We start from the raw sequence: 22,014 nt of genomic DNA on the forward strand, positions 1-22,014 counted from the left end.
CAGAAGGTATCCAGTCATGGAAAAGAAAATCGCCCGCCTGCGTCGCGCCAAGTCGACGCGCCTGCACATCCGCACGCTGGGCATCGCCCGCCTGTCGGTCCTGCGCACCGGTCAGCATCTCTACGCCCAGATCTTCACCGCCGATGGCTCGAAGGTCCTCGCCGCCGCGTCGACCCTGGAGGCCGACGTCAAGTCGGGCCTGAAGGGCAGCAAGAACCTCGAGGCCGCCGCCAAGGTTGGCTCCGCCATCGCCGCCAAGGCCAAGGCCGCCGGCATCGAGTCGGTTGCCTTCGATCGTTCGGGTTACCGGTTCCATGGCCGCATCAAGGCGCTGGCCGACGCAGCCCGCGAGGGCGGCCTGCAGTTCTAAGTGTCATGTGGCATCCAGGCGCGGGGTCCAATCCGCGCCTCACACAACTATAAGCGGCGCAAAGCCGTAATTTTCTTTATCACGAGAGTCCATCATGAGCAGCAATGAAAGCCGCGATCGTCGCGACCGCGAAGGCGCCGACGACGGCATGATCGAGAAGCTGATCGCGGTCAACCGCGTCAGCAAGACCGTCAAGGGCGGTCGCCAGTTCACCTTCACCGCGCTGACGGTCGTCGGCGACGGCGCCGGCAAGATCGGTTTTGGTTACGGCAAGGCCAAGGAGGTTCCGGTCGCCATCCAGAAGTCGATGGAGTACGCCCGCAAGGCGATGATCAACGTCGACCTGAACGACGGCACCCTGTGGCACCCCGTCAAGGCCAACCACGGCGCGGCCGCGGTCTACATGCAGCCGGCGTCGGAAGGTACCGGCGTGATCGCCGGCGGCGCGATGCGCGCCGTGCTGGAAGCGGTCGGCGTCAAGAACGTGCTGGCCAAGGCCACCGGTTCGCGCAACCCGATCAACCTCGTCCGCGCCACGGTGCGCGGCCTGTCGATGATGCACTCGCCGGCCAAGATCGCGGCCAAGCGCGGCAAGAAGCTTGAGGAGATCCTCCATGGCTGAGAAGACTGTCAAGGTTCGGCTGGTTCGCGGCCTCCGCGGCACCCAGCAGCGCCATCGCCTGTCGGTCAAGGCGCTCGGCCTGAACAAGCTCAATGACGTCCGTGAGCTGAAGGACTCGCCGCAGGTTCGCGGCCTGATCAACCAGCTCCACTACCTCGTCCGCGTCGAGGCCTAAGGAGAATCCCATGCGTCTCAACACCATCACTCATGCCGAGGGCGCCCGCAAGGAGCGCACCCGCGTTGGTCGCGGTATCGGTTCGGGCCTCGGCAAGACCTGCGGCCGTGGCCACAAGGGCTCGTTTGCTCGCGCCGGCAAGGGCAAGATCAAGCCGGGCTTCGAAGGCGGCCAGATGCCGATGCAGCGTCGTCTGCCGAAGATCGGTTTCCGCTCCAAGATGGCCCACGAGTCGGCCGAGGTCCTGCTGTACCAGCTGGCGATGCTCGATGCCGATGTCATCGACATCGTCACCTTGCGCGCCGCCAAGCTGGTTTCGGACGACGCCAAGAAGGTGAAGGTCGTCAAGAAGGGTGAGCTCACCAAGAAGCTCACCATCAAGGGCCTGCTCGTCACGGCAGGTGCGAAGGCGGCGATCGAAGCCGCCGGCGGATCGGTGGAGTAATCGCTTGGCCTCGAACGCGGCAACGATGATGGGTGGTCTCGGCAAGTTCAAGGAACTGAAGGACCGCCTGCTGTTCGTGCTTCTCGCGTTGATCGTGTACCGGGTCGGGAGCTTCATCCCGGTCCCGGGGGTCAACCCCGAGGCCATGTTGGCCCTGTTCGAAAGCCAGGGCGGCATCGTGGACATGTTCAACATGTTCTCGGGTGGCGCCCTCTCGCGTTTCAGCATTTTCGCGCTCAACGTCATCCCCTACATCTCGGCGTCCATCATCGTGCAGCTGCTCGGGCAGGTGTATGAGCCGTGGAAGGCTTTGAAGAAGGAGGGGGAGGCGGGTCGCCGCAAGCTCACGCAGTACTCGCGCTACGGCGCCGTGTTCCTCGCCATCGTCCAGGCGGGCAGCATTGCCACCGCCCTGCAGGGGTCGGTTGCCGCCGGTGGCCAGCCCGTGGTGTACAGCCCCGGCATGGGCTTCGTATTCACAGCCATCGTGTCGTTGACCGCCGGTACGATGTTCCTGATGTGGCTGGGCGAGCAGATCACGGAGCGAGGCATTGGCAACGGTATCTCGCTGATCATCTTCGCGGGCATCGTCGCGGGCCTCCCCGGTGCGCTCATCAATACGATGCGCCAGGTGAACGCTGGCGAGATCAGCTGGCTCGCCATCCTCGTCATTGCCGTGCTCGTTCTTGGCGTCGTCTACTTCGTCGTGTTCATGGAGCGCGGCCAGCGCCGTATCACCGTGCACTACGCGCGCAAGCAGGGGGCGCGCCAGGGTTACAACAACCAGAGCTCGCACCTGCCGCTCAAGCTGAACATGTCGGGCGTGATCCCGCCGATCTTCGCCTCGAGCCTGATCATGCTTCCGGCAACCATTACCGCATGGACGGGCGGTACGGGTGCGGCCGAAGCGGCAGCGGCTGCATCCGATGCCGGTTGGCAGGCACAGGTCACCCTGGCGCTGCAGAAGGTCGCTACGGCGCTGGCGCCCAACGAGCCCCTGCACATGCTGCTGTTCGCGGTCCTGATCGTCGGTTTCGCGTTCTTCTACACGGCGCTGGTGTTCAACAGCCAGGAGACCGCGGACAACCTGAAGAAGTCCGGCGCGCTCGTTCCAGGCATTCGCCCCGGCCGCGCGACGGGCGACTACATCGACGGTGTCCTGACCCGTTTGACCCTGATCGGCGCGCTCTACCTCGTCGCGGTCTGCCTGCTGCCGGAAGTGCTCCGGGCGACATGGCAGGTTCCGTTCTATTTCGGTGGCACCTCGCTGTTGATCGTCGTCGTGGTGGTCATGGACTTCACAGCGCAAGTGCAGGCGCACCTGTATTCGCACCAGTACGACAGCCTTCTGAAGAAGGCCAATTTGAAGGGCGGTCCGCGCGGCGGCTTGGCGCGCGGATGAATCGAGGCGGGCCCGCGCAAGAGTAGCGCGGGCGGCGAGTGGGCCTTCGGGTCCGGTCGCCAACCCCGGTTTGTCGCCGGAGCATGGGCACACTCCCCATGCCGGGTTCGTCCCTGTTCAGGGGGCGGACTTCTATTGAACCCCAGGCCAGTGTAAAATTTCCGATTCCTTTCGCCGCTCGTCGGCGACGAAACCAGTGGAGACCGCGTCATGGCGCGTATTGCGGGTGTGAACCTGCCTGTCCAGAAGCATGTCTGGGTGGGCCTTCAGAGCATTTTCGGGATCGGGCGTACGCGCTCGCGCCTGGTGTGCACGGCCGCGGGTGTGAACCCGCACAGCAAGATCCGTGAGTTGTCCGAGCCGGAAATCGAGCGCCTCCGCGCCGAAATCGGCAAGTACACCGTCGAAGGCGACCTGCGTCGCGAAGTCGGCATGTCGATCAAGCGCCTGATGGACCTCGGTTGCTACCGTGGCGTCCGTCACCGTCGTGGCCTGCCGCTCCGCGGCCAGCGCACCCGCACGAATGCCCGTACCCGCAAGGGTCCGCGCAAGGCGATCAAGAAGTAAGGATCAGCCCCAATGAACAAGCCGGCAGCTGCCAGCAAGACCAAGAAGAAGATCAAGCGCGTCGTCACCGATGGTGTCGCCCACGTGCAGGCTTCCTTCAACAACACGATCATCACGATCACCGACCGCCAGGGCAACACGCTGAGCTGGGCCACCTCGGGTGGTGCCGGCTTCCGCGGCTCGCGCAAGTCGACGCCGTTCGCGGCGCAGGTCGCCGCCGAAAAGGCCGGCAAGGCCGCGCTCGATTACGGCCTGAAGACGCTCGAAGTGCACGTCAAGGGCCCGGGCCCGGGTCGCGAATCGGCCGTCCGCGCGTTGAACAACGTCGGCTACAAGGTCACGAACATCATCGACGTCACGCCGATTCCGCACAACGGCTGCCGTCCGCCCAAGAAGCGTCGCGTCTAAGGGCAAGGGGAAGAACACATGGCTCGTTATATCGGTCCCACCTGCAAGCTCGCGCGCCGCGAAGGCGCCGACCTCAGCCTCAAGTCCCCGGCCCGCGCGCTGGACAGCAAGTGCAAGCTCGAGCAGAAGCCCGGCGTGCATGGCCCCGTCGCCAAGAAGGGTAAGCTGTCGGATTACGCCACCCAGCTTCGCGAGAAGCAGAAGGTGAAGCGCATCTACGGCTTGCTGGAGCGCCAGTTCCGCAACTACTACAAGAAGGCCGCCAACCGGAAGGGCAACACGGGCGAGAACCTGCTGCAGATGCTCGAGCAGCGTCTCGACAACGTCGTCTACCGCATGGGCTTCGCTGTCACCCGTCCGCAGGCCCGCCAGCTGGTCTCGCACCGCGGCGTGCTGGTCAACGGCAAGTCGGTGAACCTGCCGTCGTTCCAAGTTCGCGTCGGCGACCAGATCACCCTGACCGAGAAGGCCGCGGCCCAGCTGCGCGTCAAGGAAGCGGTGGCCCAGGCCCAGCAGATGGACCTCGTCCCGTCCTGGTGCTCGGTCGACGCCAACAAGTTCTCCGGCACCTTCAAGGCTGTGCCTGATCGCGCCGACCTGCCGGCCGACATCAACGAAGCGCTGATCGTCGAGCTGTACTCGAAGTAATTCTCCGGAGAACGCCGCCCATGACGGTAAATGCCATCCAGATGCTGCGTCCCAAGGGGCCGCAGATCGAGCGCCTGTCGACCACCCGCGCCCGCGTCGTGATCGAGCCGCTGGAGCGTGGTTACGGCCACACCATCGGCAACGCGCTGCGTCGCGTGCTGCTGTCCTCGATCCCGGGTTGCGCCATCACCGAGGTGGAAATCGATGGCGTGCTGCACGAGTACACCACGCTTGAAGGCCTGCAGGAGGACGTCCTCGACGTCCTTCTGAACCTCAAGGACGTGGCGATCCGCATGCACAACGTCGAGTCGACGATGCTCACCCTTCAGAAGAAGGGCCCGGGGGTCGTGACCGCCGCGGACATCAAGACCGACCACAACGTCGAGATCCTCAACGGCGAGCACGTGATCTGCACGCTGACCAAGGACACGGCGCTGAACATGCGCCTCAAGATCGAGCGCGGTTTCGGCTACCAGCCGGCCGCGGCGCGTCGTCGCCCGGACGAAGAGTCCCGTGCGATCGGCCGCCTCATGCTGGACGCCAGCTTCGCTCCGGTCCGTCGCGTGGCATATGCCGTGGAAGCGGCCCGTGTCGAGCAGCGCACCGACCTCGACAAACTCGTCCTCGACATCGAGACCAACGGCACGATCGATTCGGAAGAAGCCATCCGCACCGCCGCCAGCATCCTCACGGACCAGCTGTCGGTGTTCGGTGACTTCATTGTCCGCGGCCCGGCGTCGAGCAAGAGCGCGACCGGTGGCGTCGACCCGACCCTGCTGCGTCCGATCGACGACCTCGAGCTGACCGTCCGCTCGGCCAACTGCCTCAAGGCCGAGAACATCTACTACATCGGTGATCTGATCCAGCGCACGGAAGTGGAGCTGCTGAAGACCCCGAACCTGGGTAAGAAGTCGCTCACCGAGATCAAGGAAGTGCTGGCTCAGCGCGGCCTTGCCCTCGGCATGAAGCTCGAGAACTGGCCGCCGGCCGGTCTCACCCAGGGCGTGATGATGGGCTAAGGCCCACGATCGATAAGGAACCCAACCCATGCGTCACCTCAACGCCGGCCGCAAGTTCAGCCGCACCAGCGCGCATCGCGAAGCGATGTTCCGCAACATGGCCTCGTCGCTGTTCAAGCACGAGCTGATCCGTACCACCCTGCCGAAGGCCAAGGAGCTGCGTCGCATCGCGGAGCCGCTCATCACGATGGCCAAGACGGATGGCGTCGCCAATCGTCGTCTCGCCTTCTCGCGCTTGCGCGACAAGGAAGCGGTGGGCAAGCTGTTCGTCGAGCTCGGTCCGCGCTACCAGGCGCGTCCGGGCGGCTACCTGCGCATCCTCAAGTGCGGCTTCCGTCCGGGCGACAACGCCCCGATGGCTTACGTCGAGCTGGTGGATCGGCCGCGTGCCACCGAGGCCGTCGACGCCGAGTAAGCGTCGAGCGTCGCGTGTTTCGAAGAAAAACCCCGGCGAAGGCCGGGGTTTTTCGTTTGCAGATGCCTTGCTCCTGCGTCGCCGCGATTCTCTGCGATGAGCACGGCTTGGTCACTCGGCGCAGTTCGCCTAGGCGTTGCAAGGCACATAGGTGTGACACCTCGTTGCTGCTAAAGACCCCTACGGCGCCTTCGGCGGCGGCGAGGGCCACTGGCTACTGATCAGGCACGTGAGTGCTTGAATGCCGCTGTATTCCCACCAAGCGCACTCCGGATCGTGGCAGCCGTTCGCCAACGGGAGAAGCTTGGGTGATTTGTCTGGGGGGGGTCAGCGGCCGCGATCGAATGCGCGAAAAGGAAGAAGGCAGCGACTGCCATGATTTTTGTGCGCTTCGTGAGCACTCAGCCTCTCGTGTTGGGGGATGAGATTCACTCACCGGTGTTCGCCATCAAGCGGCGCCGGCGATTGACTCTAGGGAACTGGCCGCGGCTTCGGTAGTCGGAGCACAATGCCTTTTGACTTTCCCGGTGTGTGTCCCATGTCGAACGCCAACCCCTTCGCTTGGTCCTTCCGCCTGCAGATGCTGTTCGGCTTCGCCGTCTGCGCGGCCCTGCTCGGTTTCGCGCTTTACGTCGAGCACGGCATGTTCATGCTGCCTTGCCCGCTGTGCATCCTGCAGCGCTTCTTCTTCGCCGGGATGGGCCTGCTTGGCCTCGTCGCGGCCCTGCACAACCCCGGCGGGCGTGCGGGCCGGGGGGGCTACGGCATTGCCATCGGCCTGCTGGCGGCGGTGGGGGGCAGCATCGCGGCGCGCCACGTGTGGCTGCAGCTGCAGCCGCCGAGCGGTTTCCCGAGCTGCAGCGGGCAAGGGCTGTCCTACATGCTCGAATCCTTGGGGCCGGTCGACGCGCTCGCGCAGTCGCTCTCCGGCTCGGCGGATTGCGCCAAGATCGACTGGGCCTTCCTCGGCTTCTCGATGCCGGCCTGGACGCTGCTGTGCTTCGTGCTGCTGGGCCTGGGCGCGCTGGTGGCGGGGCTGCGCCGGCGCGGCTGAGTCATGAACTCATGAAGTTGCGGATGTAATCGAGTCGCGACTCGAATTCCCGCGTGGCATAGTCTTCGGCCCACCCCAAAGAGAACCGCCATGAACGCGCAGGATCGTCCCGTCACCCCCGTCAACGCGCCCGCCGGTTGGACGCGTTCGTCGTGGCGGACGAAGACGGCCCTGCAGCAGCCGAGCTATCCGGACGCCGAGGCCCTAGCCGCGGTCGGGCGCGAGCTCGAGGCCCTGCCGCCGCTGGTCACGTCCTGGGAGGTGCTGGCCCTGAAGCGCCAGATCGCCGAGGCCGAGGTGGGCAAGCGCTTCATCCTGCAGGGCGGCGACTGTGCTGAGAGCTTCGCCGACTGCGAGAGCGGCTTGATCTCCAACCGCCTGAAAGTGCTGCTGCAGATGAGCGTCGTGCTCGTGCACGGCCTGCGCCTGCCGGTGGTGCGCATCGGCCGTTTCGCCGGTCAGTACGCCAAGCCGCGTTCGGCCGACCTCGAAGAGCGCGATGGCGTCACGCTGCCCAGCTACCGCGGTGACTTCATCAATGCGCCCGAGTTCACGCCGGAAGCGCGCATTCCCGATCCGCGCCGGATGGTGAAGGGCCACGCCCGTTCGGCGATGACGATGAACTTCGTCCGCGCGCTGATCGACGGAGGATTCGCCGATCTGCACCACCCGGAGTACTGGGATCTCGGCTGGGTGGCACGCTCGCCGCTGGCCGAGGAGTACCAGAAGATGGTGAGCGGCATCGGCGATGCCGTGCGCTTCATGGAAACCGTGACCGGCGGGCCGATCGACAACCTCAGCCGTGTCGACTTCTACACCTCGCATGAGGCGCTGCTGCTGCCCTACGAGGAGGCGCAGACGCGCCAGGTGCCGCGCCAGTGGGGCTGGTTCAACCTCAGCACCCATTTCCCCTGGATCGGCATGCGCACCGCGCAGCTCGACGGCGCGCACACCGAGTACTTCCGCGGCATCCGCAACCCGATCGGCATCAAGCTCGGCCCGTCGGTGACGCCGGACCAGGCCCTGCGCCTCGCTGACGTGCTGAACCCGGAGAACGAGTCGGGCCGCCTCGTGTATATCCACCGCATGGGCGCGGGCAAGGTGCTCGAGAAGCTGCCGCCGCTGCTGGAGGCGATGAAGCGCGAAGGCCGGCGAGTGGCGTGGATGTGCGACCCGATGCACGGCAACACCGAGACGGCGGCGAACGGTTACAAGACGCGCCGCTTCGACAACATCCGGGCCGAGGTCGAGCAGAGCTTCGACGCACACGCCGCGGCCGGAACGCGATTGGCGGGCGTGCATCTCGAGCTGACCGGCGAGAACGTCACCGAGTGCACGGGCGGTGCGCGCGAGCTGGTCGATGCCGATCTGGCCCGCGACTACCGCACCACGGTCGACCCGCGGCTCAACTACGAGCAGTCGCTGGAGATCGCGATGCTGATCGTGCGCAAGCAGTCGCAGATCGCCCAGCCGACGTCGCTTTGAGACGATCCGATCCCTCGGCGGCAGGCCGTCGAAGGATCGATCTCCGCCCTCACGGATTGCACTGCGGGCAATGCCCCGCGTCGGCGGCCATGAGGCCGTCGGCCCGCGGTCGATCCTCGCGATGCCCGCAGACGCCGCAGCCGTGGATCTCGGCACGGACCAGATCGGTCGCTTCGCCGCAGAGCTCGCAGGGCAGGCCGACGTGATTGCCGACGCGGCCGAAGCCGGGCGCGTGGCAGAAGGAGCAGGGCGTGGCGAGGCGCAGCGCGAGCTGATGCCCCAGCCGGCCGATGGCCGACAGACGCGTCGGGTTCACGTGAGCCCGCATATCGGCTTCGATGCGTGCGAGGCCGTCCTCCGAGGACGCGGCCAGGCGTCCCATTGCTTCGGCGATGCCTGCCGGGTGCCTCAGCCCCTTCGCCACCGGCATGGCCCCGGCTTGGGATCGCGCCCAGCGGTTCGGTTTCACAAGGGCGGCGTGGCCGGGCAGGCCGATCGACGCGATCACGGGTTGTAGATCGTCGCCGGGCCGAAGCGCCCTTGAGACCCAGTTCGTGTCGTGGCCCGCGTGCTCGAGGACGAGGGTCTGGCCATGCTCGTCGTCCACGAAGGCCAGCAGTTCCGTATGCAGGGGCAGGAAGCCGAGCAGCGGATCCGGGCCGAAGCAGCCCTCCGTGGAGAGACCGAGCTTCAGCCCGCTGGCAGCCATGCCGCGCCGGGCCTTTTCGATGACGACCTCGTGCGGCGTGCCCGGGCGCTCGATGTCGCCGGCGAAAGTGCCCAGCGCATCGGTGTCGACCGCGACCGACTCGACGCGAAAACCGAGCGGGGCCAGCGCCGGCGCCAAGGCCTCCGCCTTGCCGTGCAGGGTGGCGAGGGCGACGCGGGGATCGGAATAGGGCAGGCGCATCCCCACAGTGTCCGAGCCCTGCGGTGGAGGCGGCGCCGACGACCCGCACACCGCCTCCTCGTTTCCATCGATGCCGCTTATTCGCCCTGGGCCTGCGAGTAGCCTCGCACGCCGTCGAAGGTGTAGAGGTTCTCGGTTTTCACCGCGTCGAAACCGGCATCGGCGATGCGCATCAGCAGGCGCGAGATGGCCTGCCCGTCGACCGTCTCCCCCTTCGCGGGGAAGCGGCAGCGCCAGTGGTCGGTGCGCAGCGTCTGCGGGTTGCCGTTCGGGTAGACCTTGACGCCGCGGTTGGTGATGAGCGCGAGGCGGAAGTCGTCGCCGGCGAGTTTCTCGAGCGCCGCGCCGAGTTCGTTCGGGTCGCGGGCGTCGGTGTCCCAGTTCACGAACACGTCGACGCCGACCAGGGCCTTCTTCGCATTGACGTGCGGCGGAATCGACACGTCCGGATGGACCAGCGACTCCGGCTCGCGCTCGGGGTAGTTCACGGCAGCCATCTTCTTCGGCTTTTGGCCGAGGCGGGCGATGACCGCCTGCGCGAACTCGCGGGTGCCGACTTTCGTCGTGCTGACGCCGTCGCGGAAGATGTCGCCGGTGTGGATGCCCTCTTCCAAGGTGCAGAGCCAGGCGTTGTGGATGTCCGTGGCGGGCTTCGCGCGGCCGAGGTGCACCAGCATCATCACCGCCGACAGCAGCAGGCCCGAGGGATTGGCGATGTCCTTGCCGGCGATGTCCGGCGCGGAGCCGTGCACGGCCTCGAACATCGCGCAGTCGTGGCCGATGTTCGACGAGCCGGCGAGGCCGATGGACCCGGCCACTTCGGCGGCGACGTCGGAGAGGATGTCGCCGTAGAGGTTGGGCGTGACCACAACGTCGAAATCGGTCGGGCGGCTGGCCATGCGCGCCGTGCCGATGTCGATGATCATGTGGCTGGTCGCGATCTCCGGGTACTGCGGCGCGATCTCGTCGAAGACCCTGTGAAACAGGCCGTCGGTGAGCTTCATGATGTTGTCCTTAGTCATGCACGTGACCTTCTTGCGCCCGTGCGCGCGGGCGTACTCGAAGGCGTAGCGCACGATGCGCTCGCAGCCGGGGCGGGTGATCAGCTTCAGGCACTGCACCACCTCGTCGCTCTGGCGGTGCTCGATGCCGGCGTAGGTGTCCTCCTCGTTCTCGCGCACGATCACGACGTCCATCGTCGGGTGCAGCGCGGTGACGTAGGGGTGGTAGGAGACGCAGGGGCGCAGGTTGGCGTACAGGCCGAGGGTCTTGCGCAGCGTGACGTTGACCGACTTGTAGCCGCCCCCCTGCGGCGTGGTGATCGGCCCCTTGAGGATGATCTTGTGCTGGTCGATCGCCTTCCAGGTGTCCTCGCCGATGCCGGCCATCAGGCCGCTTTCGTAGGCCTTCAGTCCGACGGTTACCGCCTGGAAATGGAGGGCGGGATCCCCGGCCTTGAGGATCGCCAGCGTGGCGGCCATGATCTCGGGGCCGATGCCATCGCCGGCGGCAACGGGAATGGTGGCGGCGGGTAGCGCGGCGGGGACGTAGCGGGCCGGGGCGACGGATTCAGCGAGGACGGCGGACATTGTGCGATCTCCGAAACACGAAAAAGATGTCGTGAATATTGAAGCGCGAAAAGCTGTGCGGCGCAAGCTGGCGGGTGAGTCGCGCGTGAAGGCCTTGGCCGCGAAGCGCGTGCCGACGGGCGCCGCGGCGACGAAAGCGGCCCTGAAGTCGGCAGATGCCGACGCGCAATGGACCTTCCTGAGCAATCACACGCATGTGCTGGTTTGCCTCGCTGCCGACGCGGATCAGACTCTGCGTGACGTCGCTTCGAAGGTCGGCATCACCGAGCGTGCGGTTCAGCGCATTGTTGCGGAGCTCGAAGCGGCAGGCGCGCTGACACGGGAGCGCGATGGCCGTCGGAACCGCTATCAGCTCGACACCTCGCTGCCGCTCAGGCATCCGCTGGAGAAGCATCGGAGCATCGGCGACGTCTTGGCGCTGTTGCTCGGCGAGGTCCGCTGAACGGATGTCGGTCACGGATCCGAACCAGCGGGCCGTAGGCGATGCACCACGGGCCGGCGTTCTCCGGTGGCCGGGCGCCGAGCTCGACGTACGGACCGCCCAGGTGCGTCGGGGCCGGCAGACACTGGCGCTCGATCGCTCGTCCTACGAAGTGCTGCTGGCCTTGCTGTTGCGCGCAGGGCAGGTGCTCAGCAAGGACGACTTGCTCGATGCCGCGTGGCCGGGGCGCGTGGTCTCCGAAAACTCGCTGGCCAAGGCGATCAGTCGACTGCGTCGTGAGCTCGGCGAGGCGGCGGGTGCGCCGCTGCAGTCGGTGCACGGCTACGGCTACCGATGGGCGGGCGAGGTGCACTGGGTCGACGCCGAAGCCTCGCCGCCGACGCCCGCAGGCGAGCACGACTGGATTGGCGTCGCCGTTCCGAAGCGGCCGGGATGGACGTTCCGCCGTCTATTGGGTCGTGGGTCGCACAGCATGGTGTTTCTGGCCGATTCCGATGCTGGCGATGCGCCGCGCGCCTTCAAGCTCGGCGTCGGGGAGGAGGGTCTTCGGCATGTGCGACGCGAGGTGGCCCTGCATAGATACCTTGCCGCCATCGGTCGGAAGGTGCAGGGCCTTGCGCCCGCCTTGGGCTGGCAATTGGACGAACCCCCGATCTTCGTCGAGTACCCCTATTTCGAACATGGCGACCTCGCCCACTGGATGGCGTCGAAGGCCGCGACGGGTGGCGTTCCGTTTGACCATCGGCTTGCTTTGGCCGCTCAGATCGCCGAGGCGCTGGGCGAGCTGCACGCCGCGGGTGTCGTTCACCAGGGCCTGAAACCCGGCAATATTTTCCTTGCGCCGGATTCGGGCTTGCCGGAAGGGTGGCGTGTCGCCATTGCCGACCTTGGTGGCGGCCACGCATCGCCCATGTCCCCGCATGCCGATGCGCTGTTTGATGCCGACGCGATGGCTGAGGCACGGTCGCCGTCGGCCCTGCACGCGGCCGCAGCGCTCCACTGCGCCCCTGAAGTCCTCGCCGGCGGCTTGCCGACCCAGCGCAGCGATCTCTATTCGCTGGGGGTCCTGCTTTTCCAGCTGGTCGTCGGTGATTTGCGGCGACCCTTGGCCCCGGGCTGGGAGTCGGATGTCGATGATCCGTTGCTGCGCGATGACATCCGGGCACTGGCCGCCTTGCGGGGAGAACAGCGCACGTTGGGCGCGCAGCAGCTCGCCTTGCACCTGCGCCAGATGCCCGAGAGACGCCTCGCCGCCGCCGCGCGCGAGGAGACCCAGGCGCGCGCGCGTCGCGCCGAAGTGGAGTTTCAGCGGCAGCGGGTGAGGCTGCGCTTGCTCGGTGCGGCGACCGCCGCTTTGTGCGTGGGCCTCGCCGTGGCCACCTGGACCGGTTGGCTGGCGTGGGAGGCCCGCCGCGACGAGGCGCTTCGGCGAAGCGAGGCGCAGGCCGTCCTCGACTTCCTCACCGACGATGTGTTGACTCGCGCCGATCCTTACCACGGCGGGGATGTCGGGATCAGCTTACGGGCCTCGCTGGACGCTGCCGCCGCGAGCATCGACGAGCGCCTTGGTGGACGTCCGGTGGTCGCCGCGGCAGTGCATGGCGCCGTGGCCGAGGCCTACGAGGCATGGGGTGAATACGCCAAGGCGGCTCGCCACCAGCGCTCGGCCATCGAGAGGATCGCTGTCGGCAGCCCGAGCGCCGACTCGCTTGCCGCGCATCATCGCCGGCTTTGCCAGTTCGAGCGTCTCGCAGGCGATCTTGACGCTGCACAAGCGGCTTGCGACGCCGCTGCCGAAGGCGACCGAGTTCGCTTGGGGCAGGTTTCCGATGCCAGCTTGGTCGAGGCGGCCAAGCTCCTCTACGAGCGCGGTCGCTGCGACACCGCGGTTGCGCAACTCGCGTCGCTCGTGGCCGACGAAGCACGAAGCGCCCGCCTCCCCCCGGGCGTGCAGGCCGATGCCCTCTGGTTCATCGGTCTGTGCCAGAGCCGCCTCGGGGAAGAGGTGGTCGCCGCGGAAACCTTCCGGTCGCTGGTTGCCCTGCGGGAGGCGGAGTCAGGCCTCGACGACCCAAAGACGGCCTGGGCGTTGTCGGACTACGCCGAGGCCTTGGCCCGGGCGGGGCGCTTCGCCGAGGCGGGCGCCATCCTCGAGCGGCTCGATGATCGGATCGTCCATCGCCTGGGCGTGGAGCATCCCGACGCCCTCGCCATCGAGTATCGGCGGGGCCTGATCGCCGCAGGGCAGGGGCGCGACGACGAGGCCACGGGTCTCTTCCGCCGGGCCTATGACGGTTGGAGCCGGAAGCTCGGCGAACGCCACGTGCTGACGATCCTCGCCGGGTCCGAGCTGGCGCGCAGTCTGGCGCGGCAAGGAAATCGCCCCGAGGCCGATGCCCTGCTGGCCCGTACGCAGCTCGTGGGGCGGCCATTGCTGGCAGGTCGTGCCGCCAGGGCGGCCGATATTCAACAGCTTTGGGTCGAGACCCTCTTGCATCTGGGGCGGGTGGAGGACGCGGCACGGACGCTATCCGACTACCGTGCTGTCGCCGTCGATGTCTTTCCGGACCAGCATCCCCGCGTGGCGGCGGCACACTGCTACGAGAGCCAGATCGCCGCCCATCGGGGACAATTGGACGAGGCCGGTGCCTCACTGAGCGCCTGCCGTTTGGGGATGGCCCGCCTGCCGGCGGACGACTATCGGCGGCGGATTCTGGCCGATGCCGAGCAAGCGGCCGAGTCGGTGGCTCGCTGATCTCCGGAACGCGGCTCCAATCGATTGATTCAAAAGACTTTCATAAGTCTTCAGAAATGCTCACCCTTGGGGAAAGCGCACTTGCCTGTGCCTTGGCATCGTAACGGTACCTCGGGCCGGGCAGCGGCGATTCGAAGGGTGGGGACACCCGTAGGGCAGGGAGCCAGCAGGGACGCCGATCGTGCTGTTCGACCCCGGGCCGGTTCCACAGGACGTGGAATCAGGAGTTTCAGGGGTTCAGATGACCACGAAGGCGCCGGTTTGGAACCGGCGCCTTCGATCTTTCTGGTCCTGCCGAATGGCCTTTCGAGGCCGCGCTCAGGGCTGCAGGGTGGGGCGGAAGGTGGGGGGGCGACGCGCCCCAGCCAGCCCGGCCTCGACGGCCGCGCCCAAGGCCAACAAGTCCGCATCGCCGCCCCGGGCGCCCAGCAGGCTCAGGCCCACGGGCAGTCCGTGGATCTCGCCCATCGGGATCGTCAGGCTCGGCGTGCCCGCCACGGCGGCGGCGCCGTAACCCGCGCTCGTGAAGTGATCGCCCAGCACCGGGTCGATGGGCCAGGCTGGTCCGGTCGTCGGGGCGATCAGCGCATCGAAGCCGCCCTCGCGCAGCACCTTCAGCAGTCCATCGTCTCCGGCAAGGCGCCGGGCCGCGGCCTTGGCCTCGAGGTAGGCGGGATCGGTCAGCGGCCCTTTCCCTTGGGCCTGCTCCAACAGCTCCTGCCCGAACCAGGGCATCGCCCGGTCGGCGTTGGCGGTGTTCCAGGCGATGAGGGCGTCCAGATCAGCGACCGGCGCCGGGCCCTCGGCGAGGTAGCGGTTCAGTCCGTCCTTGAACTCGTAGAGCAGCACCGTCAGCTCCGCTTCGCCCCACTGGCCCCACGTCGGCAGTTCGACATCCACCACGTCGGCGCCGGCCTCGCGAAGCCGGGCCACCGCGGCCTCGGTCGCCGCATCGAGGCCGGCATGCCGGCCCATGGCCTGGCGCATCAGGCCGAAACGCCTGCCGGCCAGGGGCCGCACACCGGTCGCGCCGTTGGGGCTGGTCGTGAGGTTCTTCTCGGGATTCGTCGCCGCCTCGATGCCGGACAGCGCCGCCATCAGGGCGGTGGCATCGGCGATCGAGCGCGCCATCGGGCCCCCCGTGTCCTGCGAGGCCGAGATCGGCACGATGCCGTCGGCCGGAACCACGCCGACGGTCGGCTTGAAGCCCACCAGTCCGTTCACCGCCGAGGGGCAGAGGATGCTGCCGTCCGTTTCGGTGCCCACGCCCACGGTGGCCAGGCTGGCGGCGATGGCGGCGCCCGTGCCCGAGCTCGAGCCACAGGCGTTGCGGTCGAGCACGTACGGGTTGCGGGTCTGGCCGCCCGCGCTGCTCCAGCCCGAGATCGAACTCGTCGAACGGAAGTTGGCCCATTCGCTGAGGTTCGTCTTGCCGAGGATCACGGCGCCGGCGCTCCGAAGCGAGGCGACCAGTGCGGCATCGTCGGGCGGCACGTGGCCGGCCAAGGCCAGCGAGCCGGCGGTGGTCGGCAGGCCGGCGACGTCGATGTTGTCCTTCACCAGCACCGGGATGCCGTGCAGCGGGCTGCGCAGGGTGCCGGCCGCGCGCTCGGCGTCCAGCGCCTCGGCGTCGGCGCGGGCGTTCGGGTTCAGCGCGATGACGGCATTGAGCGTCGGGCCCGAATCGTCGACGGCGGCGATGCGCGCGAGGTAGGCGTCGACGAGATCGGCGCTGGTGAAGCGGCCGGCCCCCATGCCCGCCTGCGCGTCGGCCACGGAGAGTTCGACGACGTCGACCTTGGCGCGGGTTTCTTCCGACGTTGGTGCCGTCGCCGGCGCCGGCGGGGTGGTTTCGGCGCCTTGGCCGCAGCCGCCGAGTCCGGAGGCGAGAAGGACGCCCGCGATCAGGGCGGGGAGGGGGCGCAGGCGGTTCGGCATGGCGGACTCCGGTAGCGGAATCCCGATGCTAATCGCGGCGCGGCCCGTGCGGCCGTGAAGCGCCTCAGCCGCGCAGCAGGTCGAGGGCGAGCTTGCCGATCAGCGCCGTGACCACGGCGAGGAAGACGTAGCGCACGAAGCGCTGGCCTTGGCGGATGGCGAGGTGGCTGCCGATCCAGCTGCCCAGCATGTTGCCGAGGATCAGCGGCACGGCCAGCACCCAGACCACGAAGCCGCCGATGGCCAGCACCGTCCACGAACTCACGTCGGCCGCGACGTTGGCGGCTTTCGACACGCCGGACGACTTCAGGAAATCCAGGCCGAGCACGCTGACGAAGGCGAAGACCATGATCGTGCCGGTGCCCGGGCCGATCAGGCCGTTGTAGAAGCCGCAGGCCGCGCCGACGCCGGTGGCGACGAGGGCTTCCTTCTCCAGCGGGTAGCGCCGCGCTTCGACCAGGCCGAAATCCTTGCGGAACGCCGTGTAGACCGCGAGCACGGCACAGATCGCCAGAACCGTCCACTTCAGCAGTTCGGGGTCGAGGCGCTTGGCGAACTGCACGCCGATGGCGGAAGCCACCAAGGCACCGATGCAGGCCGGCACGACGATCTTGCGCTCGACCGGGATGCGCGACAGGTAGTTCCAAGCCGCGACGCTGGTGCCAAACATCGAGCTCGTGCGCTGCGTGCCGATGGTCTGCAGGATCGACAGGCCGGGGTGCAGGTTGAGCATCGCCGGCGTCAGGATCAGCCCACCGCCGCCGACGATGCTGTCGAGCAGGCCGGCGGCGAAGCCGGCCAGCGCGGTCAGCGCCAGCAGTTCGGGCGTGAGGTCGGCGAGCATGGGGACGGGCGCCGGGAGGCCGGCGCCCGCGTCGATCAGGCCGCGCGACCGGCGCGCTTGCGCTCGTTTTCCGTCAGCAGCTTCTTGCGCAGGCGGATTTCCTTCGGCGTGATCTCGACCAGCTCGTCATCGTCGATGAAGTCCAGCGCCTGCTCGAGGGTGAACTTGATCGGCGGCGACAGCTGGATGGCGTCGTCCTTGCCCGAAGCACGCATGTTGGTCAGCGGCTTGGTGCGGATCGCGTTCACCGTCAGGTCGTTGTCCTTCGAGTGGATGCCGACCAGCTGGCCTTCGTACACCTGGTCGCCTTCGGCGGCGAACAGCTTGCCGCGCTCCTGCAGCGGGCCCAGCGCGTAGGCCGGCGTCGGGCCCGGGGCGTTGGCGATCATCACGCCATTGAGGCGCTTGGCGATCTGGCCGGCTTCCTTCGGGCCGTAGTGGTCGAACACGTGGAACAGCAGGCCCGAGCCCTGGGTGAGGGTGCGGAACTCGTTCTGGAAGCCGATCAGGCCGCGCGCCGGGATCATGTAGTCGAGGCGCACGCGGCCCTTGCCGTCCGGCTCCATGTTGGTGAGCTGGGCCTTGCGGGTGCCGAGCTTCTCCATCACGCCGCCCTGGTGCTGCTCTTCCACGTCCACCACGAGCTGCTCGATCGGCTCCATCAGCTGGCCGTCGATCTCCTTGATGATCACTTCCGGGCGCGACACGGCGAGCTCGTAGCCCTCGCGGCGCATGTTCTCGATCAGCACCGAGAGGTGCAGCTCGCCACGGCCCGAGACGAGGAACTTGTCCGCGTCCTCGAGCTGCTCGACCTTCAGCGCGACGTTGTGAACGGCCTCGCGCTCGAGGCGGTCCTTGATCTGGCGGCTGGTCAGGAACTTGCCGCCCGAGAGGTCTTTGTTGCCGGCGAACGGCGAGTTGTTCACCTGGAAGGTCATCGAGATCGTCGGCTCGTCGACCGTCAGCGCCGGCAGCGCCTCCGGCATGTCGATCGAGCAGACGGTGTCGGAGATCGTGAGGTCCTGGATGCCCGAGATGGCGACGATGTCACCGGCCTCGGCGGTTTCCTGCTCGATGCGCTCGAGGCCCATGAAGCCGAGCACCTGCATGACCTTGCCCTGGCGCTTCTTGCCGTCGCGGCCGATCACGGTCACCGGCATGTTCTTCTTCAGCGTGCCGCGCTGGATGCGGCCGATGCCGATCACGCCGACGAAATTGTTGTAGTCCAGCTGCGAGATGCGCATCTGGAACGGGCCGTCGCTGGCCACCGGCGGCGGCGGCACGTGCTTCATGATCGCTTCGTAGAGCGGGGTCATGTCGCCGTCGCGGGCGGCGTCGTCGAGGCTGGCGTAGCCGTGCAGGGCCGAGGCGTAGACGATCGGGAAGTCGAGCTGCTCGTTGGTGGCGCCGAGCTTGTCGAACAGGTCGAACACCTGGTCGATCACCCAGTCCGGGCGCGCGCCCGGGCGGTCGATCTTGTTGACCACGACGATCGGGCGGAAGCCCATCGCGAAAGCCTTCTGGGTCACGAAACGGGTCTGCGGCATCGGGCCGTCCATCGCGTCGACCAGGATCAGCACCGAGTCGACCATCGACAGCACGCGCTCGACCTCGCCGCCGAAGTCGGCGTGGCCCGGGGTATCGACGATGTTGATGCGGTTGCCCTGCCAGGTGATGGCGGTGTTCTTGGCCAGGATGGTGATGCCGCGTTCCTTCTCCTGGTCGTTGCTGTCCATCACGCGCTCGGCCAGCACGGTGCGCTCGCTCAGCGTGCCCGATTGCTTCAGCAGGCAGTCGACGAGGGTGGTCTTGCCGTGGTCGACGTGGGCGACGATGGCGATGTTTCGCAGGTTCTCGATGGACATGGGGAGGCGGCGCGCTTCAGGGCGCGGGAGCTCGTTCGGAAAGGAAGCCGAGGAGTATACCGGCCTAAATTGACGGGACGTTAACGCCGCCCGACCCGGTGGGCCCCTGCAGCCGGGCCTGCAGGCCCGGCTGCAGGGGCGACACGGGTACACTGCGCGCCCTTCCCCGCACGCCGGAGCGCGCCCATGAGCACCGTCACCGCCACCTTCCACACCGCCCGCGGCCCGATCCAGGTCGCGCTCCATGCCGACAAGGCGCCGCTGACGGTGGCCAACTTCGTGAACCTGGCGCGCCGCAAGTTCTACGACGGCCTGAACTTCCACCGCGTCATCGCCGATTTCATGATCCAGGGCGGCTGTCCCGAGGGCTCCGGCCGCGGCAACCCGGGTTATCGCTTCGAGGACGAGGTCGGCACTGGCCTGTCGCACGAGCGCGGCGTGCTTTCGATGGCCAATGCCGGCCCGAAGACCAACGGCAGCCAGTTCTTCATCACCCATGTCCCGTGCCCCTGGCTGGACGGCAAGCACACGGTCTTCGGCAAGGTGCTCTCGGGCATGGAGGTCGTGGACAGCATCAAGACCGGCGACGGGATCGAGAAGGTCACCCTCGAGGGCGACGTCGATGCCGTGCTGGCCGCCAAGGCCGAGCGCGTCGCCGAGTGGAACAAGGCGATGGACGACGCCGCGCGCTGAACCATCGTGTCACCCCTTCGAAGCCGCCCTCCGGGGCGGCTTCGCGCTTTCCGGGGTCGACCGTCGGGCCGCGGTGCTACACTTTCGGGCTCACCGCCAATGCCGCCGAGGGGAGTCCGATGCCGCAGCTCAGCCGTCGAATGGGTCACGCCAAGCCGAGCGCCATCATGGCCGTGGCGGAGAAGGCGAAGGCCCTCAAGGCCCAGGGCCGCGACATCATCAGCTTCTCGATCGGCGTGCCGAACTTCCTCCCCGGCGAGCACGTCTATGCCGCCGCCCGCGAGGCGCTGGCCAAGGACAGCGGCCAGTACGGCAGCAACCGTGGCGCCGACGCGCTGCTGGACGCCTTCATCGCCCACATGGGCCGCCTCGGCCTGACCGGCTACACGCGCAAGCATTGCGCCACCGGCGTCGGGGCCAAGCACCTGCTGTACAACCTGGCCGAAGCGCTGCTCGATCCGGGCGACACCATCGCCTTCGCCACGCCGTACTGGACCACCTACGTCGACATCGCCGACATCGTCGGTGCGAAGACGCTGCTGCTGCCGGCCCCGGCCTCGCAGGACTACAAGATCACGCCGGCCCAGCTCGACGCCGCGCTGGCGCAGAAGCCGAAGGTCTACCTGTTCAACAACCCGTCCAACCCGACGGGCATGGTCTATTCAAAGGACGAGATCGCCGCGCTGGCCGACGTGTTCGCGAAGCACCCGGACACCTGGATCATCAGCGACGACATCTACAACACGCTGGTGTTCGACGGCCTCGGTTACCACAACATCGTCAACGTCCGACCGGAGTTGCGCGAGCGCACGGTCTTCGTCGACTCGCTGTCGAAGACCTACGGCATGCCGGGTTGGCGCGTCGGCCTGATGGCCGGCCCCGAAGCCATTGCGCAGGCGATCACCACGCTCAATTCGAACCACATCACCAACCTGCCGGAAGTCGTCACCGCCGCCGCCGTGGCCGCGTTGTCGGGCCCGCAGGACGTGCCGCAGCAGAAGTGCCGGGAATTCGAAGCCAAGCGCGACGTGGTGCTGGCGGCCCTCGCCGCCATCCCGGGCGTGAAGTGCCCGCGACCGCAGGGCGCCTTCTACGTCTTCCCCGACATTTCCTGCGCCTTCGGCAAGTCGCATGGCGGCAAGACCATCGCCAACGACGTCGACTTCTGCAACCTGCTGCTGGAAGCCGAGGGCGTCGCCTGCGTGCCGGGCTCGGCCTTCGGCGAGCCCAGTGCGCTGCGCATCAGCTACACCTGCCCCGATGCCCCGCTGAAGGAAGGCCTGCGCCGCATCCAGGCCTTCTTCGCTGCGCTGCAGTAATCCCCATCCGCCCGGCCGGCCCCGGCCGGGCTCCGTCCAAGCCTGTTCCAGGAGCCCATCCCATGAAGAAGCCCGTCCGCGTCGCCGTCACCGGAGCCGCCGGCCAGATCGGTTACTCGCTGCTGTTCCGCATCGCCTCGGGCGAGATGCTCGGCAAGGACCAGCCGGTCATCCTGCAGCTGCTTGAGCTGCCGATGGACAAGGCCCAGGCCGCGCTGAAGGGCGTGATCATGGAGCTCGAGGACTGCGCCTTCCCGCTGCTCGCCGGCGTGGTCGGCACGGCCGATCCGATGGTCGCCTTCAAGGACGCCGACGTGGCCCTGCTGGTCGGCGCCATGCCGCGCGGCCCGGGCATGGAGCGCAAGGACCTGCTGCTCAAGAACGCCGAGATCTTCACCGTGCAGGGCAAGGCGCTCGACGCCGTCGCCTCGCGCGACGTCAAGGTGCTCGTCGTCGGCAATCCGGCCAACACCAACGCCTATATCGCCATGAAGTCGGCGCCCTCGCTGCCGGCGAAGAACTTCACGGCGATGCTGCGCCTCGACCACAACCGCGCGCTGTCGCAGCTGTCGGCCAAGGCCGGCGTGGCCGTCGGCGACATCGAGAAGCTGATCGTGTGGGGCAACCACAGCCCGACCATGTACCCCGACTACCGTTTCGCCACCGTCGGCGGCGCGTCGCTGAAGGACAAGGTCAACGACGAGAACTGGAACCGCACCGACTTCATCCCGAAGGTGGGCAAGCGGGGCGCTGCGATCATCGAAGCCCGTGGCCTCTCCTCGGCCGCCTCGGCCGCGAACGCCGCCATCGACCACATCCGTGACTGGGTGCTGGGCACGAACGGCAAGTGGACGACGATGGGCATCCCGTCGGACGGCAGCTACGGCATCCCGAAGGACGTCATGTACGGCTTCCCGGTCACCTGCACGAACGGCCAGTACGAAATCGTCCAGGGCCTGGCCATCGACGACTTCTCGCGCGAAATGATGAACAAGACGCTGGCCGAGCTCGAGGAAGAGCGCAGCGGCGTGGCACACCTCCTCGGCTGA

General features: G+C 67.4%; 22 protein-coding genes. 17 read left to right on the forward strand and 5 right to left on the reverse strand.

Annotated features, from left to right (window positions below):
• The first annotated feature begins 16 nt into the window (after nucleotides 1–16).
• The 12 genes from rplR (at nucleotide 17) to ACYVAK_RS05795 (ending at nucleotide 8,610) form a co-directional block, all read left to right on the forward strand.
• The gene (gene rplR, locus ACYVAK_RS05740) at nucleotides 17–370 is read left to right on the forward strand and encodes a 50S ribosomal protein L18 (RefSeq protein WP_461058873.1); all 354 of its coding nucleotides are present in this window, start codon (nucleotides 17–19) and stop codon (nucleotides 368–370) included.
• A 94-nt stretch (nucleotides 371–464) separates the two neighbouring features.
• Nucleotides 465–992, forward strand: a complete 528-nt coding sequence (gene rpsE, locus ACYVAK_RS05745) for a 30S ribosomal protein S5 (RefSeq protein ID WP_461058875.1) — start codon at nucleotides 465–467, stop codon at nucleotides 990–992.
• Nucleotides 985–1,167, forward strand: coding sequence for a 50S ribosomal protein L30 (gene rpmD, locus ACYVAK_RS05750; protein WP_461058877.1), 183 nt, complete (start codon nucleotides 985–987; stop codon nucleotides 1,165–1,167). The genes rpsE and rpmD overlap by 8 nt, the downstream gene beginning before the upstream one ends.
• A gap of 10 nt (nucleotides 1,168–1,177) precedes the next feature.
• Nucleotides 1,178–1,612: a 50S ribosomal protein L15 gene (rplO, locus tag ACYVAK_RS05755; protein WP_461058878.1), complete on the forward strand. Its 435-nt coding sequence runs from the start codon at nucleotides 1,178–1,180 to the stop codon at nucleotides 1,610–1,612.
• A 25-nt stretch (nucleotides 1,613–1,637) separates the two neighbouring features.
• A complete protein-coding gene (gene secY / locus ACYVAK_RS05760; RefSeq protein ID WP_461060492.1) occupies nucleotides 1,638–3,014 on the forward strand; it encodes a preprotein translocase subunit SecY in 1,377 nt (458 codons plus the stop codon).
• A 210-nt stretch (nucleotides 3,015–3,224) separates the two neighbouring features.
• Nucleotides 3,225–3,581: a 30S ribosomal protein S13 gene (gene rpsM, locus ACYVAK_RS05765; protein WP_297867677.1), complete on the forward strand. Its 357-nt coding sequence runs from the start codon at nucleotides 3,225–3,227 to the stop codon at nucleotides 3,579–3,581.
• A gap of 12 nt (nucleotides 3,582–3,593) precedes the next feature.
• Nucleotides 3,594–3,989, forward strand: coding sequence for a 30S ribosomal protein S11 (gene rpsK / locus ACYVAK_RS05770; RefSeq protein WP_294064754.1), 396 nt, complete (start codon nucleotides 3,594–3,596; stop codon nucleotides 3,987–3,989).
• An 18-nt stretch (nucleotides 3,990–4,007) separates the two neighbouring features.
• Nucleotides 4,008–4,637 carry a 30S ribosomal protein S4 gene (gene rpsD, locus ACYVAK_RS05775; protein ID WP_461058881.1) on the forward strand — a complete coding sequence of 210 codons (630 nt, stop codon included), beginning with the start codon at nucleotides 4,008–4,010 and terminating at the stop codon, nucleotides 4,635–4,637.
• Between the two features lie 20 nt (nucleotides 4,638–4,657).
• Nucleotides 4,658–5,656, forward strand: a complete 999-nt coding sequence (locus ACYVAK_RS05780; RefSeq protein WP_297867679.1) for a DNA-directed RNA polymerase subunit alpha — start codon at nucleotides 4,658–4,660, stop codon at nucleotides 5,654–5,656.
• 28 nt (nucleotides 5,657–5,684) lie between these two features.
• Nucleotides 5,685–6,071 (forward strand): 50S ribosomal protein L17, encoded by a 387-nt coding sequence (gene rplQ, locus ACYVAK_RS05785; protein ID WP_297876030.1) that lies wholly within the window; start codon nucleotides 5,685–5,687, stop codon nucleotides 6,069–6,071.
• Between the two features lie 538 nt (nucleotides 6,072–6,609).
• On the forward strand, nucleotides 6,610–7,125 hold the full coding sequence (locus tag ACYVAK_RS05790; RefSeq protein WP_461058883.1) for a disulfide bond formation protein B: 516 nt from the start codon (nucleotides 6,610–6,612) through the stop codon (nucleotides 7,123–7,125).
• Nucleotides 7,126–7,215: 90 nt separating this feature from the next.
• Nucleotides 7,216–8,610: a class II 3-deoxy-7-phosphoheptulonate synthase gene (locus tag ACYVAK_RS05795; RefSeq protein ID WP_461058885.1), complete on the forward strand. Its 1,395-nt coding sequence runs from the start codon at nucleotides 7,216–7,218 to the stop codon at nucleotides 8,608–8,610.
• 49 nt (nucleotides 8,611–8,659) lie between these two features.
• On the opposite strand, the gene ACYVAK_RS05800 is transcribed toward ACYVAK_RS05795, so the two are convergent.
• Entirely contained in the window at nucleotides 8,660–9,520 is an 861-nt protein-coding gene (locus tag ACYVAK_RS05800) for a DUF6671 family protein (protein WP_461058887.1), read from the reverse strand.
• Nucleotides 9,521–9,597: 77 nt separating this feature from the next.
• Complete coding sequence (locus tag ACYVAK_RS05805) at nucleotides 9,598–11,109, reverse strand: NADP-dependent isocitrate dehydrogenase (RefSeq protein ID WP_461058889.1); 1,512 nt, start codon at nucleotides 11,107–11,109, stop codon at nucleotides 9,598–9,600.
• Nucleotides 11,110–11,194: 85 nt separating this feature from the next.
• Between ACYVAK_RS05805 and ACYVAK_RS05810 the strand changes: the two genes are divergently transcribed.
• On the forward strand, nucleotides 11,195–11,551 hold the full coding sequence (locus ACYVAK_RS05810; RefSeq protein WP_461058890.1) for a helix-turn-helix transcriptional regulator: 357 nt from the start codon (nucleotides 11,195–11,197) through the stop codon (nucleotides 11,549–11,551).
• Between the two features lie 4 nt (nucleotides 11,552–11,555).
• Nucleotides 11,556–14,306: a winged helix-turn-helix domain-containing protein gene (locus ACYVAK_RS05815; protein ID WP_461058892.1), complete on the forward strand. Its 2,751-nt coding sequence runs from the start codon at nucleotides 11,556–11,558 to the stop codon at nucleotides 14,304–14,306.
• A 318-nt stretch (nucleotides 14,307–14,624) separates the two neighbouring features.
• Here the strand turns inward: ACYVAK_RS05815 and ACYVAK_RS05820 are convergent, their stop codons facing one another.
• The 3 genes from ACYVAK_RS05820 to typA form a co-directional block, all read right to left on the reverse strand.
• Nucleotides 14,625–16,244, reverse strand: a complete 1,620-nt coding sequence (locus ACYVAK_RS05820) for an amidase (protein ID WP_461058894.1) — start codon at nucleotides 16,242–16,244, stop codon at nucleotides 14,625–14,627.
• A 64-nt stretch (nucleotides 16,245–16,308) separates the two neighbouring features.
• The gene (locus ACYVAK_RS05825) at nucleotides 16,309–17,088 is read right to left on the reverse strand and encodes a sulfite exporter TauE/SafE family protein (RefSeq protein ID WP_461058895.1); all 780 of its coding nucleotides are present in this window, start codon (nucleotides 17,086–17,088) and stop codon (nucleotides 16,309–16,311) included.
• A gap of 35 nt (nucleotides 17,089–17,123) precedes the next feature.
• Nucleotides 17,124–18,953 carry a translational GTPase TypA gene (typA, locus tag ACYVAK_RS05830; RefSeq protein WP_461058897.1) on the reverse strand — a complete coding sequence of 610 codons (1,830 nt, stop codon included), beginning with the start codon at nucleotides 18,951–18,953 and terminating at the stop codon, nucleotides 17,124–17,126.
• A gap of 186 nt (nucleotides 18,954–19,139) precedes the next feature.
• Between typA and ACYVAK_RS05835 the strand changes: the two genes are divergently transcribed.
• The 3 genes from ACYVAK_RS05835 to ACYVAK_RS05845 all read left to right on the forward strand — a co-directional run bounded on the left by ACYVAK_RS05835 (nucleotide 19,140) and on the right by ACYVAK_RS05845 (nucleotide 22,014).
• Nucleotides 19,140–19,646: a peptidylprolyl isomerase gene (locus ACYVAK_RS05835; RefSeq protein WP_461058899.1), complete on the forward strand. Its 507-nt coding sequence runs from the start codon at nucleotides 19,140–19,142 to the stop codon at nucleotides 19,644–19,646.
• Nucleotides 19,647–19,786: 140 nt separating this feature from the next.
• A complete protein-coding gene (locus tag ACYVAK_RS05840) occupies nucleotides 19,787–20,965 on the forward strand; it encodes a pyridoxal phosphate-dependent aminotransferase (protein WP_461058901.1) in 1,179 nt (392 codons plus the stop codon).
• Between the two features lie 62 nt (nucleotides 20,966–21,027).
• On the forward strand, nucleotides 21,028–22,014 hold the full coding sequence (locus tag ACYVAK_RS05845) for a malate dehydrogenase (RefSeq protein WP_461058903.1): 987 nt from the start codon (nucleotides 21,028–21,030) through the stop codon (nucleotides 22,012–22,014).

Source organism: Silanimonas algicola (assembly GCF_054777375.1).

Coding starts and splice junctions, on each gene's coding strand:
- rplR (WP_461058873.1), top strand. CDS start 17: ATGGAAAAGAAAATCGCCCGCCTGCGTCGCGCCAAGTCGACGCGCCTG.
- rpsE (WP_461058875.1), top strand. CDS start 465: ATGAGCAGCAATGAAAGCCGCGATCGTCGCGACCGCGAAGGCGCCGAC.
- rpmD (WP_461058877.1), top strand. CDS start 985: ATGGCTGAGAAGACTGTCAAGGTTCGGCTGGTTCGCGGCCTCCGCGGC.
- rplO (WP_461058878.1), top strand. CDS start 1,178: ATGCGTCTCAACACCATCACTCATGCCGAGGGCGCCCGCAAGGAGCGC.
- secY (WP_461060492.1), top strand. CDS start 1,638: ATGATGGGTGGTCTCGGCAAGTTCAAGGAACTGAAGGACCGCCTGCTG.
- rpsM (WP_297867677.1), top strand. CDS start 3,225: ATGGCGCGTATTGCGGGTGTGAACCTGCCTGTCCAGAAGCATGTCTGG.
- rpsK (WP_294064754.1), top strand. CDS start 3,594: ATGAACAAGCCGGCAGCTGCCAGCAAGACCAAGAAGAAGATCAAGCGC.
- rpsD (WP_461058881.1), top strand. CDS start 4,008: ATGGCTCGTTATATCGGTCCCACCTGCAAGCTCGCGCGCCGCGAAGGC.
- ACYVAK_RS05780 (WP_297867679.1), top strand. CDS start 4,658: ATGACGGTAAATGCCATCCAGATGCTGCGTCCCAAGGGGCCGCAGATC.
- rplQ (WP_297876030.1), top strand. CDS start 5,685: ATGCGTCACCTCAACGCCGGCCGCAAGTTCAGCCGCACCAGCGCGCAT.
- ACYVAK_RS05790 (WP_461058883.1), top strand. CDS start 6,610: ATGTCGAACGCCAACCCCTTCGCTTGGTCCTTCCGCCTGCAGATGCTG.
- ACYVAK_RS05795 (WP_461058885.1), top strand. CDS start 7,216: ATGAACGCGCAGGATCGTCCCGTCACCCCCGTCAACGCGCCCGCCGGT.
- ACYVAK_RS05800 (WP_461058887.1), bottom strand. CDS start 9,520: ATGCGCCTGCCCTATTCCGATCCCCGCGTCGCCCTCGCCACCCTGCAC.
- ACYVAK_RS05805 (WP_461058889.1), bottom strand. CDS start 11,109: ATGTCCGCCGTCCTCGCTGAATCCGTCGCCCCGGCCCGCTACGTCCCC.
- ACYVAK_RS05815 (WP_461058892.1), top strand. CDS start 11,556: ATGTCGGTCACGGATCCGAACCAGCGGGCCGTAGGCGATGCACCACGG.
- ACYVAK_RS05820 (WP_461058894.1), bottom strand. CDS start 16,244: ATGCCGAACCGCCTGCGCCCCCTCCCCGCCCTGATCGCGGGCGTCCTT.
- ACYVAK_RS05825 (WP_461058895.1), bottom strand. CDS start 17,088: ATGCTCGCCGACCTCACGCCCGAACTGCTGGCGCTGACCGCGCTGGCC.
- typA (WP_461058897.1), bottom strand. CDS start 18,953: ATGTCCATCGAGAACCTGCGAAACATCGCCATCGTCGCCCACGTCGAC.
- ACYVAK_RS05835 (WP_461058899.1), top strand. CDS start 19,140: ATGAGCACCGTCACCGCCACCTTCCACACCGCCCGCGGCCCGATCCAG.
- ACYVAK_RS05840 (WP_461058901.1), top strand. CDS start 19,787: ATGGGTCACGCCAAGCCGAGCGCCATCATGGCCGTGGCGGAGAAGGCG.
- ACYVAK_RS05845 (WP_461058903.1), top strand. CDS start 21,028: ATGAAGAAGCCCGTCCGCGTCGCCGTCACCGGAGCCGCCGGCCAGATC.